Source organism: Gottfriedia acidiceleris (genome assembly GCF_002128425.1).
GTDB lineage: Bacteria > Bacillota > Bacilli > Bacillales > Bacillaceae_G > Gottfriedia > Gottfriedia acidiceleris.
On sequence record NZ_NESS01000020.1, the window covers coordinates 22,987 to 39,457 of the forward strand.

Below are 16,471 nucleotides of genomic sequence, written 5' to 3' on the forward strand. Positions count from 1 at the left end.
TAAAATAAAATCCGCTATTTTACTTAGATAATGAATTGACTTTAAAGTTCTTTAATTAACAGAGCAAATTACTAAAAAACTATAAATATAAACTTCAACTAAGATTATTGTTTACTTAGATTGACTGTTAGGGGAGATTGACTTCGTGATTGGTTTAATTGAACAATTTAACCAGTATAAAGATATTAAAAAAATAATAAATGGCCTAAAAAGTGGGCTAAGAGAACAATTGGTTACAAACTTAACGGGGTCTGCGAAAACGTTGCTTGCTGGTGCTGTTTTTAAAGAAACTGGACAAACACAGTTGATCGTGACAAATAATCTTCTTCAAGCTCAAAAAGTATCGGAAGACTTAAAATCAGTAGTTGGGGAAGATAAAGTATTTTTATATCCTGCAAACGAATTGATTGCCTCAGAGATTGCAGTATCAAGTCCAGAGCTTAGATCGCAAAGACTAATCGCGTTAAACAGTTTGATGTCAAAAAAACCATCAGTAGTAGTTACACCTGTATCGGGATTAATTGGCTATTTGCCATCTCCTGAATTATGGTCTAGCTATCAAATCAATTTTGAAATTGGTGAAGAAATTGACTTATCGAATTTGATTTCAAAGTTTGTCCAAATGGGTTATGAACGTGTTGGGATGGTCGAAAGTAAAGGGGAGTTTAGCGTACGCGGAGGAATTCTTGATATTTACCCGCTAACGTATGAAGATCCTATTCGAATTGAACTTTTTGATACAGAAATCGATTCAATCCGTTCATTTTCTCCTGATTCTCAAAGATCTATTACAAAATATGAAAGTGTCCATATTGGTCCAGCGACAGAAAGGATTATTTCCAAAACTGACTTACAATTAGGGGTTCAACGAATCGAACAAGCTTTTAAAGCAACCTTATCAAAAGTAAGTGATCAACAAGTAAAAGAGTTATTGGTCGAAAAGGTAACCTATGACCTTGAGCAATTGAAGCAAGGACAATTGATTGATCAAATATACAAATACTTTGGTCTAATCTATGAAAACCAATTTAGTTTACTAGATTATGTTCCTAGGGAAACTGTTGTCGTTATTGATGAGATTTCGAGGGTTCATGAAATTGTAGAGCAGCTTAAAAAGGATGAGGCAGAGTGGTATACATCCTTACTAGCAGAAGGAAATGCGTTACAGGGAGTAAGTTTTTCACATGACTTTTTTGAATTACTACATTCAAGAAAGCGCCAACAAATTCATACGAGTCTTTTTCCAAGAAGAGTTCCACATACGCATCCTGAACAGGTAGTTTCGATTCAATGTAAATCGATGCAAGAGTTCCATGGTCAAATGAATTTGTTAAAGAATGAATTAGATCGTTGGAAGAAAAATAAATATACAATCGTTATGCTTGGCGAAACTGACGAAAGAACGAACAAAATTGAAAATATATTAGCAGATTACAAAATTGAAGGTAAAATTATTTCTTCTTTCGAGCAAATAAAAAATGGTGAAGTATACATCTTGAAAGGTGATCTACGTTCTGGATTTGAACTTCCTTTAGAAAAATTTGTTCTAATAACAGAGCGTGAGTTATTTACGAAGAAAGCTAAGAAGAAAAAAAGAATCAATACAAAATTATCGAATGCAGAACGAATAAAAAATTACTCAGAATTAAAAGTCGGAGATTATGTCGTTCATGTAAATCATGGTATTGGTAAGTTTCTTGGAATTGAAACATTAGAGATTAATGGTATTCATAAAGATTATTTACATATTCGATATCATGGAGATGACAAATTATTCGTACCGATTGAACAAATAGATCAAGTACAAAAGTATGTTGGATCTGAAGGTAAAGAGCCGAAGATTTATAAGCTCGGTGGAACTGATTGGAAAAAGGTTAAGAAGAAGGTTGAAGGCTCCGTTCAGGATATAGCAGATGACTTAATTAAGCTTTATGCAGAACGTGAAGCATCGAAGGGCTACGCTTTTTCACCTGATGGCCTGGAACAACAAGAATTCGAATCTTCATTTCCTTATCAGGAAACTGACGATCAACTTAGATCAATTCATGAAATTAAAAAGGATATGGAAAGAGAACGTCCAATGGATCGACTGCTTTGTGGTGACGTAGGATACGGAAAAACTGAAGTAGCTATTCGAGCGGCTTTTAAAACAATTGTTGAAGGTAAGCAAGTTGCGTTTCTAGTTCCTACTACAATATTAGCACAGCAGCATTTCGAAACATTGAGGGAAAGGTTTCAAGATCATCCAATCAATATTGGTTTGTTAAATCGTTTCCGTTCTCGTAAACAGCAGCTTGAAACGATGAAAGGCTTAAAAGAGGGCTCTGTCGATATAGTAGTTGGAACACATCGTTTATTATCGAAGGATATTCAATATAAAGATTTAGGACTTTTAATTATTGATGAAGAGCAACGATTTGGTGTATCTCATAAAGAGAAAATAAAACAGTTAAAAGCAAATATAGATGTTTTAACGTTAACTGCAACTCCAATCCCTCGTACATTGCATATGTCAATGCTAGGAGTAAGAGATTTATCAGTTATCGAAACACCGCCAGAAAATCGTTTTCCGGTTCAAACATATGTAGTTGAATATAATGCTGCATTAGTGAGAGAAGCGATTGAAAGAGAGCTTGCTCGAGATGGTCAAATTTATTTCTTATATAATCGAGTTGAAGATATTGAACGTATGGCTGAACAGCTTTCGATGCTTGTACCAGATGCAAAAGTAGCTGTAGCACATGGTCGTATGAATGAAGGGGAACTAGAATCAGTTATGTATGCCTTTTTGGACGGCCAGTATGACGTATTAGTAAGCACGACAATTATCGAAACAGGCGTGGATATTCCAAATGTTAATACATTGATTGTATATGACGCAGATCGAATGGGTTTATCAACACTTTATCAATTAAGAGGACGTGTAGGACGTTCAAATAGAGTAGCTTATGCTTATTTCACATATAAACAAGATAAAGTATTGACTGAAGTTGCCGAGAAGCGCCTGCAAGCAATTAAAGAATTTACAGAATTAGGTTCAGGTTTCAAAATTGCTATGCGTGACTTGTCAATACGAGGTGCAGGTAATCTACTTGGTGCACAACAACATGGATTTATTGATTCGGTTGGATTTGATTTATATTCTCAAATGTTAAAAGACGCAATCGAACAACGTAGAGGAGTTAAGAAAGAAGATATTATTTCAATTGAAATTGATATTGAAGTAGATGCTTATTTACCTGATACGTATATTCAAGATAGTAAGCAAAAAATTGAGATGTACAAGCAATTTAGACGTATTGAAACGTTTGAAGAGTTAAATGATTTACAAGACGAATTAATGGATCGTTTTGGCGATTTCCCGTTAGAAGTAGGATACCTATGTCAAGTTGCTCATATTAAGCTTTTAGCAATTGCCGAGAAGATTGAACTTATTAAGCAAGTTAAATCAGAAGTAAGTGTTTATTTCTCTGAGAAGGCAAGTGCTAATATTGATGGCGGGAAGTTATTCCAACTATGTAATTCATTTGGTAGAGGTATTGGCCTAGGAATGGATGGCTCCAAATTAAAAGTAACGCTAGACGTAAAAGGAAAAAATCCAGCTGATTGGCTAACGACGCTAGAAGGTTTAATTAATGGATTAAAGAACGTGAAAAAAGAGAGCGTAAATGCTTAAGGAAACAATACGAGTGGCTTCATTTAATTTGGCGATAAAGTAATAAAAAGTTACCAAAAAGTGCTTACAGTACTATATTTTTAGTAAAGGTGTTAAAAAATCTCACTTATTTTGTATAGAACTTTCGTTGTGTAGGATACTATCATTAATTAAGGGTGACCTTACCTCATTGTCACTCGGATATCTTTCATCAACGTAGACATGCAAGTAAGTGAGGAGGCGCTTTACAAGTATGAAAGCAACAGGTATTGTTCGTCGAATTGACGATTTAGGTCGAGTAGTAATACCAAAAGAAATTAGGAGAACTTTACGGATTCGTGAAGGTGATCCATTAGAAATATTTGTGGACCGAGATGGAGAAGTCATTTTAAAGAAATACTCACCGATTAGTGAATTAAGTGATTTCGCAAAGGAATACGCTGATGCACTTTACGACACACTTGGACATACAATCATCATAAGTGACCGAGATTCAGTTGTAGCAGTTGCAGGGGCTTCCAAAAAAGAATACTTAAACAAAAACATTGGTGATATTATCGAAAAAACTATGGCAGAGCGTAACTCAAAAGTAGTTAGCGAGCCAGGGGAAGCTTCATTTATCGAAAGTGTAATTGAAAAATACCAATCCTATGCAGTAGGAGCAGTCATCGCAAGTGGGGATCCAATTGGAGCTGTCGTTATCTTTTCAAAAGACAAGACAATTTCTGAAGTTGAAAAGAAAGCAATCGATACTGCCACTAACTTCTTAGCTAGACAAATGGAGCAATAATCATATAGGTAGTACACATGGGCCAGTAAAGGGATTTACCTTAACTGGCCTTTGTTTTTTCAATTCTTCCCTTTGACATAATCTACTGGAATCACATTTAAACGAAAACCATTTACTTGCTAAATTTGGAAAAGAGAGGTTTTTTCTTTTGGCAACTCTTTACATAAGCCCTAATAATGTAATACATTAAAGGGTGAACCGTCTAACAAAGGAGTTGTTATCCTTTTGCAAAAAGCTAAGCAAAAAGCAGCCCTACAAGGGGCTTTGTTCATAACAATGGCATCATTATTATCTAAAGTACTAAGTGCGTTTTATAAAATTCCTTATCAAAATATTGCTGGCGATTTAGGTTACTATATTTACCAGCAGGTATATCCTGTCTATGCAATTGCTTTAGCTTTTTCTACATATGGCTTTCCTTTAGTTTTATCATCTTATGTGGCTGAAAGATTGGCGAAAAAAGATGATAAAGGAGCTAAAGATTTGGTTTATGCAACATTTATGATGTTGTTAGTCATTGGTATATTATGTTTCTTTACTTTATACGTAGGAAGTAATAGTATAGCGAAATTTATGCGTGATGATCATCTAGCGATGTTAATTCGTGTAGTTAGTGTTGGCTTTTTATTTGTTCCAATAACATCAGCATTTCGAGGATATTATCAGGGTTTAGGTGATATGGGACCTACTTCAGTCAGTCAAGTGATTGAGCAATTAATTCGAGTTGTTACGATTTTAGTGCTGTCACTTTATTTAATGCAAACGACTGACAATCTTTATATTGTAGGTGCAGGGGCTGTTTCAGGTTCAATACTAGGTAGTATAGCAGCGATACTGTACTTCTTTTATTGGGTTTCTTTTCGTGGCTCTGGTTTAACAATACCATCATTTGGTTTACTTAAAACCTATCGTGTAGAATTAAAAACAATTTTGTATCAAGGTATCTTACTAAGCTTAAGTAGTTTAGTACTTGTATTCATTCAATTTATCGATTCACTCTCTTTTTATCCGTTATTAGTACAATATGGGTATCATGTTGAAGGTGCTAAGCTAGTAAAGGGTATTTATGATCGTGGATTTCCGCTAATTCAATTAGGCTCTGTCATTGCTTCATCTTTTTCACTGGCTCTAATTCCGTACTTATCTAGTGAATTAGTTCGTAAAGAACATCATTCTATAAATAATCGAATTTCAGGTGCCATAAGAGTAAGTATAGTAGTTGGAGCAGCAGCAACAATTGGTTTAATTTCAATTATCCATCCGACCAATATAATGCTTTATCGAAATGATTTAGGAACGGATGTCCTAACTGTTTTATGTATTTCGATCTTCTTTGCTGGAGTATCGATTACGACATCTTCTATCGCTCAAGGTTTAGGAAAAAGCTTAATCCCAGCTTTAAATGTAATTGCTGGAGGATGTGTTAAGTTTATTGGAAATGTTATTTTAATGGAGCAAATCGGATCTAAAGGAGCAGCATATTCAACAGTATCTGCTTTAATCATTGTTACGATTTTAAACTTAGCTTACATATATAAATTGTCAAATGTAACATTTTTTGACTTTAAGTTTATTGTGAAATTACTAATTTCTTTAGCTGTTATGTATGGTAGTGTTTATGGTTATGAATATGTATTTGAAAAATATGCAATGTTTATTAACCCGCTTCGTTTAAGAATGTTAGTTGAAGCACTATCTTCAGCGGTTGTAGGAGCAATAGTATTTGCGGTTGTATTAATTAAAATTAAGTTATTTACAGTAGAAGAGCTTAGCTCGATTGTTAAAAGCGAAAAATTACTAAAATGGCTTTCTTAAATGAACAGGAGGATCAACATGAAAAAGATTACAGTTTTAGGTTTAGGAGCAGGTGATCTTAATCAACTTCCGTTTGGTATTTATAAGGTGTTACAAAAAACTGACAATCTTTATTTACGTACAAAAGACCACCCTGTTATTAGTGAATTAGAAAAAGATGGATTAACATTTCAATCATTCGATGAAATTTATGAAAAACATGATCGTTTTGAAGAGGTATATCAAGAAATTGTTCAATTATTGGTAAAAGCGTCGGAAGAAGAGGAAATTACATACGCCGTACCGGGACATCCTCTTGTGGCGGAAAAAACTGTTCAGCTATTAATCGAGCTTGCAGATAAAGGAAGTATCGAGCTAGATATCAAAGGTGGACAAAGCTTTTTAGATGCGATGTTTACTAGTTTGAAGATTGATCCAATCGAAGGCTTCCAGTTTGTTGATGCAACGGATTTAGAGTCGGAATACATTACATATAGACAGCATTTGATCATATGCCAGGTTTACGATCAAATGACTGCCTCTCATACGAAATTAAAGCTAATGGAGCAGCTTGCAGATGATTATGAGGTAGTTATTGTTACCGCAGCGGGTAGTTCAAACGAGCAAATAAGAAGAGTACCATTGTTTGAATTGGATCGCGATACATCAATCAATAATTTGACAAGTGTTTATGTACCTCCAGTTAAAAATGAAGAAGACCTATATCATCAATTTGAGACACTACGCTCTGTTATTGCTACTTTACGAGGCCCTAATGGATGCCCATGGGACCAAAAGCAAACCCACGAATCATTAAAGAAGTACTTATTAGAAGAGGCTTATGAACTACTTGAAGCAATCGACGAAGAAGATGACGATCATATTATTGAGGAACTCGGAGATGTATTACTTCAAGTCATGCTACATGCTCAAATTGGAGAAGATGAAGGCTACTTCTCAATTAAAGATGTAATTCAAGGTTTAGTAGGTAAGCTAATCTATCGTCACCCGCATGTATTTTCAACAGTTCATGTGAATGATGAGAAAGATGTATTAAAAAATTGGCAAGAATTAAAACAAGCTGAAAAGGGACATGTAGTTGAGTCGGTACTTTCAGGCATACCGAAGGACCTTTCAGGATTACTAAAAGCAGAGAAACTTCAAAGTAAAGCCGCGAAAGTAGGGTTTGACTGGAAGGAACTATCACCAGTAGTAGATAAGGTTAATGAAGAGTTAACTGAAGTGCTTGATGCCATTAAATCAAAAGAACAGTCTAAAGTTGAAGCTGAACTTGGTGATTTGTTATTTAGTATTGTTAATTTAGCCCGTTTTATTGATGTAAATCCTGAAGAAGCGATTTTAAAAACAAATATGAAATTTACAAAACGTTTTCAATATATTGAATCTAGACTTCGTGAAATAAATAAAACATTTTCTGATGTATCTCTTGAAGAAATGGATGAAATATGGAATGAAGCAAAAAAATTCGAATGATCTCTATTGAATGAGAAATAAGGAGAATATAATATGAGACTTGATAAATTTTTAAAAGTATCGAGAATTATTAAACGTCGTACACTTGCCAAAGAAGTAGCTGATCAAGGAAGAATTATGATTAACGGTACAGTTGCAAAAGCATCTACAGAAGTCAAAGTAAATGACGAATTAAAAATTCGTTTCGGACAGAAAATCGTTACAGCAAAAATTAATTTACTTAAAGAGACTGTTCGAAAAGAAGAAGCAGACGCAATGTATACAATCATAAGCGAAGAAAAACTGTCAGATAGCTTGTTCTAAAAAAGTTGTCCCTTCATATACTTGTACAAATAACACTGTATTAGGAATCGATTTACAAGAGGTACAGTTTATGTAAATGGAGGGACTAGTATGAATAATCCATATGAGTTAAATGCGAAAAATACAAGCCAAATAATCGAACAGGATTTATCGTTAAAAAGTAGAAGATATCTTGAAATTACTGGAGTAAAACAGGTTGAGAGCTTTGATAGTGAAGAGTTTCTATTAGAAACAGCCTTAGGTTTTTTGCACATTAAAGGTCATAATTTACAAATGAAAAACCTCGATGTAGAAAAAGGTCATGTAGCGATAAAGGGAAAGATTAATGAACTTTGTTATATTGACGAATACAGTTCGGGGAAAGCTAAAGGAATCTTTAGCAAGCTATTTAAATGAGCTTAAACGTTCAGTTCTACTCAATGATAGCGATGGTCGGTATGGGTGCTTATCTTGGTATGGCACTAGATACATACCATCGTTTTTTATATCGAGGTACTCGTAATCGACTGATTGTATTTGCAACTGATATATTATTTTGGATTTTTCAAGCTCTACTAGTTTTTTATGTATTATACTTAGTTAATGAAGGTGCACTCAGGTTTTATTTACTATTGGCTTTACTTTGTGGTTATGCGGCATACCAAAGTCTTTTTCGAACGATTTATAAAAAGATATTAGAATTTGTTATTCAGCTAGTCATTAGTATTTATCGCATTATAGTAAAGTTAATTTTATTTTTTATCGTAAAACCTATAAAGTGGATTATTCAGGTAATAATCGTAATTCTTTTGTTTATTTATGGACTCCTTATTCGACTAATCCGTTTACTTTACAACGTTGTACTATCAATTCTCTTGTTTTTCGGCAGAGTATGTTGGTTTTTTGTGCCAAAACGAGTCAAAAACTATTTAATACAATTTAAAGGAGTTTTTAGAAAATTCAAGAATATCTTCCTTACTACTATTAAAAAAGTAAAGGACCTTTTAGATAGGAGGAAGAAATAGGTGGAACATGCGAGAAAGTTGGATCTAACTAGCCAAGTTCAAGATAAACAAAATATTACTTTAGTTGAGGAACAAGGTGTTAAGACTGGGAGAAGGAGTTTTAAAAAGTTTTTAGTGCGCATTTCGTTATTCTGCTTTTTATCTGTCCCCCTATTTTTTTTATTACAATCTCATTATGAAACACAGCAACATGTTTATTCTTCTAAAGTAAAACAATTAAAACTAGCAAAGGTTGATTTAAAGAAAACAAAGAGTACGGTATCAGATTCAAAGCGCATGATTGACCAATTGAACGATGACCAATATATTATTGAGTTAGCAAGGAAAAATTTATTTTTTTCTAAAAAAGGAGAAATAATCTTTCCCAATATCAAGTAATTATCGTTTCATTGACACTTGTTTTTATAATTTTATATAATATAGTAAATCCAGTTAAACATTTTTAAGGAGGAGCATTTTTTTTATGTCAATTGAGGTAGGCAGCAAAGTTAGTGGGAAAGTTACAGGGATTACAAATTTTGGTGCTTTTGTTGAGTTACCAGAAGGAGTAACTGGACTTGTTCACATTAGTGAAGTAGCTGACAACTATGTTAAAGATATTAACGAACATTTAAAAGTTGGCGACGAAGTAGAAGTAAAAGTAATTAATGTTGAAAAAGACGGTAAAATTGGCCTTTCAATCAAAAAAGCGAAAGAACGTCCACCAGTAAAAGAGGGAGAGCGTGAGCAAAGACCTCGTCAAAGTAGACCTTCATATGGAGGCGGCGGTGGTGGAAACCGTGGTAAAAATCAAAACCGTTCGGATCAACGTCCGGTTAAAGAAACATTCGATCAAAAAATGAGTAAATTCTTAAAAGACAGTGAAGATCGTCTAGCTTCATTAAAACGTAACACAGAATCTAAACGTGGTGGCCGCGGAGCTCGTCGAGGCTAATTTCCTACCTTGTCAGGACATAAATAGGTATATAGAACACGCACCCTTTAATGGGTGCGTTTTTGTATTAGAAAAAAATAATAAAATAACATGTAAAAAAACTATTGACGGTTAATTAGTACCATGATAATATAAATCTTGTCGTTTAAAGATAATGGCGGTGTAGCTCAGCTGGCTAGAGCGTACGGTTCATACCCGTGAGGTCGTGGGTTCGACTCCCTCCGCCGCTACCATTCCCTTTAACGGCCCGTTGGTCAAGTGGTTAAGACACCGCCCTTTCACGGCGGTAACACGGGTTCGAATCCCGTACGGGTCATACAACAACAAAAACGTTTAGTCTCTACAAGAGAGGCTAGGCGTTTTTTTCTTTCCTTGTCTATGCCTCAGTTTCTTTTAAAATTAATTTCTTCATTCTATACGTTCTCTCTTTATTCTGAATTTCGATTGACATAAAATTTAATAATTGCGTTTCTTTTACCCTATTAGAGAAATTATGCTGCAAGCTTTTCTCATATTTTGTAAAACAGTTGTACGTAAAAGCTTTTTCCGTCGAAGAAAACTTTTATTTGCCTTTGTCATTTTGACATATTCCTTCAATTGGACAAGTTAAAATATGTTCAATAAACCAAATCGGATGAGGTGGAAATATGACGAAACTGCAAAGAGGGTCTTCTAATTCTTCAGCAAGCTTAGTCCCTACTAATGGATTTCAATCAGTATTTCGGCAATCTTCTAAATCAATTAAGTCCAAATTAGAGAGAGCATTCTTTGACTTTGGGCTACTAATCTTTATAACGGGATTTTTATTAGGTCGAGCGTTGATACTATCACATATTCTCCCGTTTGTATTACCGTTTTTTGCCTCAGTTTATATGATGAAACGTGAGCGTACAGGTATAGCCTTTGTTGCTCTTATGATTGGTTCATTAACTGTGTCGATTGAAACGGTTAGTTATGCATTTGCCACAATTGTCCTATTTTTTATCCTAAATATTTTCTTCGCTAGAGTTAAACGACATTATATAGGTCTAGTACCTTTTCAAGTTTTTTTATCAGTCTTTATTAGTCATCTATTAATTGCATATGCTTTTCAACAAGAAGTTCTAATGTATGATGTTTTAATGGCTTCAGTTGAAGCGGGATTAAGTTTTATTTTAACAATGATCTTTTTCCAAAGTGTACCTCTACTTGCGATTCCTAAAAGAAAACAGCTTTTAGGTGTTGAAGAAATCGTATGTTTAGTTATTCTTTTAGCTTCGGTTGTGACGGGGACAACTGATTGGTATATTCAAGATTTATCTATTCAACATATTGTTACTAGATATATTGTCTTACTATTTGCCTTCGTAGCAGGAGGAACGGTCGGTTGTACAGTAGGGGTTGTAACTGGTCTTATACTAAGTCTAGCAAGTGTTTCGAGTCTCTATCAAATGAGTTTATTAGCATTCTCGGGATTACTTGGTGGCCTGCTTAAAGAGGGAAAAAGATTAGGTGCAGCAGCTGGACTATTAATTGGGACATGCCTAATTAGCTTTTACGCTGAGAAACAGTCAGATATTATTTTTTCAATTATTGAATCAGTAATTGCCATCGTATTATTTTTAATAACACCATCTTTCCTGCTAAAGCAATTAGCTAAACTAGTACCAGGAACAGAAGAACACTCTACAGATCAACAACAATACTTGCGTAAAATAAGAGATTTGACAGCTAATCGAATTAATCAATTTTCGAATGTGTTTGAAGCATTATCTGCAAGTTTTTCACAGCCAAGTCAGTTTGCACATATTGAAGATGAATTAACGGATGAAGAATTGTTCATTTGCAGTATTTCAAATAAGTGCTGTAATAGCTGTATGAAAAAGGACCATTGCTGGTCAAACAATGGTGACCGAACATATCAATACATGGAAAATATGATGCATTTAGTTGAAAAGGATCAGCTCATTAAGAATGGCCAATTTATGAGAGAATGGGAAAAATATTGTCAGCGTTCTTCAAAAATGGCTGATTTAATGAAACAAGAGGTCTTCTACTTCCGTGCAAATCAAAGACTTAAAAAACAAGTTCAAGAAAGTAGAAGGTTAGTGGCAGAGCAATTACGCGGAGTTTCAAAAGTAATGGTTGATTTTGCAAAAGAGATTCAACGTGAAAAAGAAAACCATCAATTACAAGAGGACCAAATCCTACAGGCTTTATTAAACTTTGGAATTGATGTTAGCCAAGTAGAAATTTATAACTTAGAGCAAGGTAATATTGATATAGATATATTAATTCCGTTTGAAAACGAGTATGGTGAATGTCAAAAACTAATTGCGCCAATCCTATCGGATATTTTAAAAGAGACAATTGTTGTATTAAAAGAAGAGGCAGCGACAATTCCAAATGGAGGTAATTATTTAGTTACATTTGGATCAGATAAGGCATTTGTTATTGAAACTGGAGTTGCGACTGCAGCTAAAGGTGGAGGCTTTATATCGGGTGATGCTTTTAAAATAATGGATGTTGGAGCAGGAAAGCATGCTATTGCGATTAGCGATGGAATGGGAAATGGCGAAAGAGCTCATATTGAAAGTAATGAAACACTTAAACTACTTCAAAAAATATTAAATTCAGGCATTGAAGAAACAGTCGCTATTAAATCGATTAATTCGATTCTATCTTTACGCACGACTGAAGAGGTCTTTGCTACATTAGATTTAGCGATGGTCGATTTACACGATGCTTCAGCGAAATTCTTAAAAATTGGTTCTTCACCAAGCTTTGTTAAACGAGGTAAGCAAGTTATTAAAATTGAAGGTAGTAATTTACCAATCGGTATTATTGATGAATTTGATGTAGAAGTCGTAAGTGAGCAATTAAAAGCTGGAGACTTACTTATTATGATGAGTGATGGTATTTTTGAAGGACCTAAACATGTTGAAAATTACGAAATGTGGATGAAACGTAAAATAAGCGAATTTGAAACAGATGATCCACAATCGGTAGCAGAATTGTTACTTGAGGAAGTAATTCGTTCGAATACAGGCGATATTAATGATGATATGACGGTTGTGGTTGCTGTTGTTAAACGAAACTTGCCAGAGTGGTCATCTATCTCATCATATAGTGCGATGGCTTAGTAAAATAAAATAAATAAAGGTTTATCCCCTCCCGTAATTGGACAAAATGGTAACAACTTTTACGCGGAGGGGATTTTGTATGTATAAGGGAAAGTTAAAACAAATTCTATTAATAACAGATGGTTACTCAAACCATGGTGAAGATCCGTTAGCTGTTTCAAGCCTGGCGCAAGAATACGGTATTACGGTAAATGTAATTGGAATTTTAGATGAAAATGTACAAAGTGGTGACGGGTTAAAGGAAATCGAAGAAATTGCTAGAGCGGGTGGAGGGATTAGTCAAGTTGTTTACACGAAGCAACTTTCTCAAACCGTCCAAATGGTTACTAGAAAAGCGATGACACAAACAATTCAAGGATTTGTTAATAAAGAATTAAAGCAAATATTAGGCGACAGTAATTCAATTGAATCACTTCCTCCTTCAAAGCGAGAAGAGGTATATGAGGTTGTTGAGGATATCGGTGAAACTGTAGGTTTAGAAGTTATTATTTTAGTAGATACAAGTGCTAGTATGAAAGAAAAACTAGAAACTGTTAAGGAATCATTATTTGATTTACAAATTAGTTTAAACTCAAGAACAGGAGAAAATGCCTACTCATTATTTATATTTCCCGGGAAACATGACGATGTAGACAAATTACTAGATTGGACACCTAAATTAGAAAAACTAAATACAATTTTTCCTAAGTTAACGATGGGTGGTATGACACCAACTGGTCCTGCGCTACGTGAGGCTTTAAACTATTTTAACGAACAAAACTACGATAGAGGTAATAATGGTGATGATGAACAATCAATTGAATGGGCAGATTAATTTAGCTCCTGGGACTCTCATTACTGGAAAGTGGAATAAAAACAAATACGAAATTAAGAGTTTACTTGGAAATGGAGCAAATGGAACAGTTTATCTAGCATCTGGAAAAACTGGGGATGTTGCTATTAAACTAAGTAAAGATTCTACTAATATTACGAACGAAGTAAATGTTTTAAAAAAAATCACACAGGTCCAGGATTCATTCCTTGGGCCTTCTTTTATCGATGTAGACGACTATATAAATCCAGGAACGAATGAATGCTGCTATTACTATGTTATGGAATACGTAAATGGTGTAAGTTTACCAAAATTTATTGAAAGAAATGGAATGGAATGGAGTAGTATTTTTATCATACAAGTTTTATCCTTGTTAGATAAATTGCACCATAAGGGCTTCGTTTTTGGAGATTTAAAAACAGATAATCTACTAGTTACGAAAGAGCCTAATAAAATCCAGTGGGTCGATTTTGGAGGAGTTACTCAAATTGGACGTGCAGTTAAAGAGTTTACGGAGTTCTTTGATCGTGGTTACTGGGGCTTAGGTTCTAGAAAAGCAGAAATTTCCTATGACTTATTTGCTGTTACGATGATTTTTATCCACTTGCATTGTAAAAAACAGTTTTTAAAAAATGGGCAGGGAATAAATCAAATTGAACAAGTAATAACTCAAACACAGACTCTTAATCCATATAAAGAATTTCTTATGAAAGGATTAAAAGGGGAGTATGTTAGTGCAAGTGCGATGAAACAGGCTCTATTGATGTATGAACAAAAGATAAATGCTACAAAAAAGAAGAAGAGTAAAAAGGTTCAAACTACTACATCACAAACCAATTCGATTAATCAAACGAGGCAATCGAAAAAACAAAGTCAGTCTGCTAACCAAACAACAAAATCAAAAAAAAATAGTCAGTCTACAAATCAAACTAGACATTCAAATAGTCAGAATCAAAAACCTAGCCAATCAACACAGACAAGAGCAGCGAACAATGTCCAAGTGAAGCAAAAGAAAAAAAGAATTCATTGGTTCGAAACATCAACCATTCTCTTGTTAATGGGCTTGGCCTATGCATTATATTTTTACTATCAGTTGAAATTATAGTACTCCAAGTGTTGGAATGGTAACATAAAGATATGAATTTTACTTTCATTAGGAGTATAGGTAAATGGTAATTAATCAATTAAAGGGATTTATAAAACAAAACAATATTGTCAGAAACAGTGTCATTGTGATTGGTGTTTCTGGAGGTCCAGACTCGATGGCGTTAGCTCACTCATTTTTATCGATCAGAGAGGACTATGGGTTCTCGATTATTATCGCACATGTAGATCATATGTTTAGAGGACAAGAATCTTTAGATGATTTGGAATATGTTAAGAATTGGTGCCTCCAGAATAAAGTTCAATATGAAGGTAAGAGTATAAATGTGAATCAGTATATCGAGGAAACGGGGTTAAGTAGTCAATTGGCGGCAAGGGAATGTCGATATCGTTTTTTTGATGAAATCATGAAGAAATATGGAGCGAATTATTTAGCGCTAGGTCATCATGGGGAAGATCAAGTTGAAACGATTTTGATGCGGTTAGTAAGAGGTAGCTCGCGGATCGGTTACGCCGGCATTAGGGAAAAAAGGTCTTTTAGTACTGGCGAAATTATTCGTCCATTTTTAGATTTAAGAAAACAAGAATTAACTACATATTGTCAAAAGCAAAGTATTATCCCCCGAAAAGATCCAAGCAATGATAAAGATGTTTACACAAGAAATCGATTTAGACATCATATTCTACCTTTTATTTTTGAAGAAAACCCAACTGCACAAAAAAGATTCCAGCAGTTTAGTAGACAACATTTGGAAGATGAACTATATTTAATGGAATTAACTGAAGACGCAATGAATACAGTTATAAAAAATAAAGAAAAGCAAGCAGTCACTATTGATATTAATCAGTTTTTAAATGTGCCTATATCTTTACAAAGAAGGTGTATTCAACTAATATTAGAATATGTCTACCTATATCTACCTAAAGGCTTGACACAAGGGCATCTTAATTCAATTCTGACTTTATTACGAAATGAAAAATCCACTTGGGAGCAGCATTTACCTGAAGGACTTTTTGTCACACGCTCATATAATGAATGCACCTTTACATTCGAACAAATGAATGTGAAGGATTATACTATTTCCATTAATGAGCCGGGTGTATATGAACTACCAAATGGTTTTTCGATAAAAGTTGAATTAAACAATCAATGTTTTGAACCAAAAAACGACATGTTTATTTGTTCTGTCAAGGATGTTTCTTTTCCACTCATTGTTCGGAATCGAAAGAATGGTGATCGAATGTCATTAAAAGGTATGAATGGGTCAAAAAAGTTAAAAGATATATTTATTGATGAAAAAATGAAACAATCATTACGTGATGAATGGCCAATAATTACGGATAGTCAAAATAACATATTATGGGTACCTTTCGTAAAGAAATCTGCATTTGAAAGAAATTTTTCGACAGATGAGTCACTCATTGCAATACAGGTGGTTTCTAAGAGTTTCTAGGAGGAA

The 16,471-nt window shown here is 34.2% G+C and carries 13 protein-coding genes and 2 tRNA genes; all 15 read left to right on the forward strand.

The window, feature by feature from the left end; all coding sequences use genetic code 11:
* The first annotated feature begins 145 nt into the window (after nucleotides 1-145).
* The 15 genes from mfd (at nucleotide 146) to tilS (ending at nucleotide 16,465) form a co-directional block, all read left to right on the forward strand.
* Nucleotides 146-3,676 (forward strand): transcription-repair coupling factor, encoded by a 3,531-nt coding sequence (gene mfd / locus B6K90_RS21540; protein WP_088014774.1) that lies wholly within the window; start codon nucleotides 146-148, stop codon nucleotides 3,674-3,676.
* Between the two features lie 232 nt (nucleotides 3,677-3,908).
* On the forward strand, nucleotides 3,909-4,445 hold the full coding sequence (gene spoVT, locus B6K90_RS21545; RefSeq protein ID WP_088014775.1) for a stage V sporulation protein T: 537 nt from the start codon (nucleotides 3,909-3,911) through the stop codon (nucleotides 4,443-4,445).
* A gap of 225 nt (nucleotides 4,446-4,670) precedes the next feature.
* Entirely contained in the window at nucleotides 4,671-6,260 is a 1,590-nt protein-coding gene (locus tag B6K90_RS21550; protein WP_088014776.1) for a putative polysaccharide biosynthesis protein, read from the forward strand.
* A gap of 18 nt (nucleotides 6,261-6,278) precedes the next feature.
* On the forward strand, nucleotides 6,279-7,733 hold the full coding sequence (yabN, locus tag B6K90_RS21555) for a bifunctional methyltransferase/pyrophosphohydrolase YabN (protein WP_088014777.1): 1,455 nt from the start codon (nucleotides 6,279-6,281) through the stop codon (nucleotides 7,731-7,733).
* Between the two features lie 33 nt (nucleotides 7,734-7,766).
* Nucleotides 7,767-8,036, forward strand: coding sequence for an RNA-binding S4 domain-containing protein (locus tag B6K90_RS21560; protein WP_088014778.1), 270 nt, complete (start codon nucleotides 7,767-7,769; stop codon nucleotides 8,034-8,036).
* A 90-nt stretch (nucleotides 8,037-8,126) separates the two neighbouring features.
* Nucleotides 8,127-8,432 (forward strand): sporulation protein YabP, encoded by a 306-nt coding sequence (yabP, locus tag B6K90_RS21565; RefSeq protein ID WP_088014779.1) that lies wholly within the window; start codon nucleotides 8,127-8,129, stop codon nucleotides 8,430-8,432.
* Nucleotides 8,429-9,040 (forward strand): spore cortex biosynthesis protein YabQ, encoded by a 612-nt coding sequence (yabQ, locus tag B6K90_RS21570; RefSeq protein WP_088014780.1) that lies wholly within the window; start codon nucleotides 8,429-8,431, stop codon nucleotides 9,038-9,040. The genes yabP and yabQ overlap by 4 nt, the downstream gene beginning before the upstream one ends.
* Nucleotides 9,041-9,418: an FtsB family cell division protein gene (locus B6K90_RS21575; protein WP_139840780.1), complete on the forward strand. Its 378-nt coding sequence runs from the start codon at nucleotides 9,041-9,043 to the stop codon at nucleotides 9,416-9,418.
* 85 nt (nucleotides 9,419-9,503) lie between these two features.
* On the forward strand, nucleotides 9,504-9,974 hold the full coding sequence (locus B6K90_RS21580; protein WP_056474447.1) for a S1 domain-containing RNA-binding protein: 471 nt from the start codon (nucleotides 9,504-9,506) through the stop codon (nucleotides 9,972-9,974).
* A 156-nt stretch (nucleotides 9,975-10,130) separates the two neighbouring features.
* Nucleotides 10,131-10,207: transfer RNA gene (locus B6K90_RS21585), tRNA-Met, on the forward strand.
* Between the two features lie 11 nt (nucleotides 10,208-10,218).
* A tRNA-Glu gene (locus tag B6K90_RS21590) sits at nucleotides 10,219-10,290 on the forward strand.
* Nucleotides 10,291-10,621: 331 nt separating this feature from the next.
* Nucleotides 10,622-13,096, forward strand: coding sequence for a stage II sporulation protein E (spoIIE, locus tag B6K90_RS21595; RefSeq protein WP_088014781.1), 2,475 nt, complete (start codon nucleotides 10,622-10,624; stop codon nucleotides 13,094-13,096).
* Nucleotides 13,097-13,175: 79 nt separating this feature from the next.
* The gene (locus B6K90_RS21600) at nucleotides 13,176-13,910 is read left to right on the forward strand and encodes a vWA domain-containing protein (RefSeq protein WP_088014782.1); all 735 of its coding nucleotides are present in this window, start codon (nucleotides 13,176-13,178) and stop codon (nucleotides 13,908-13,910) included.
* Nucleotides 13,879-15,012, forward strand: coding sequence for a protein kinase domain-containing protein (locus tag B6K90_RS21605; RefSeq protein ID WP_167555463.1), 1,134 nt, complete (start codon nucleotides 13,879-13,881; stop codon nucleotides 15,010-15,012). The genes B6K90_RS21600 and B6K90_RS21605 overlap by 32 nt, the downstream gene beginning before the upstream one ends.
* Nucleotides 15,013-15,076: 64 nt before the next feature.
* Nucleotides 15,077-16,465, forward strand: a complete 1,389-nt coding sequence (tilS, locus tag B6K90_RS21610) for a tRNA lysidine(34) synthetase TilS (RefSeq protein ID WP_088014784.1) — start codon at nucleotides 15,077-15,079, stop codon at nucleotides 16,463-16,465.
* The last annotated feature ends 6 nt before the right edge of the window (nucleotides 16,466-16,471 follow it).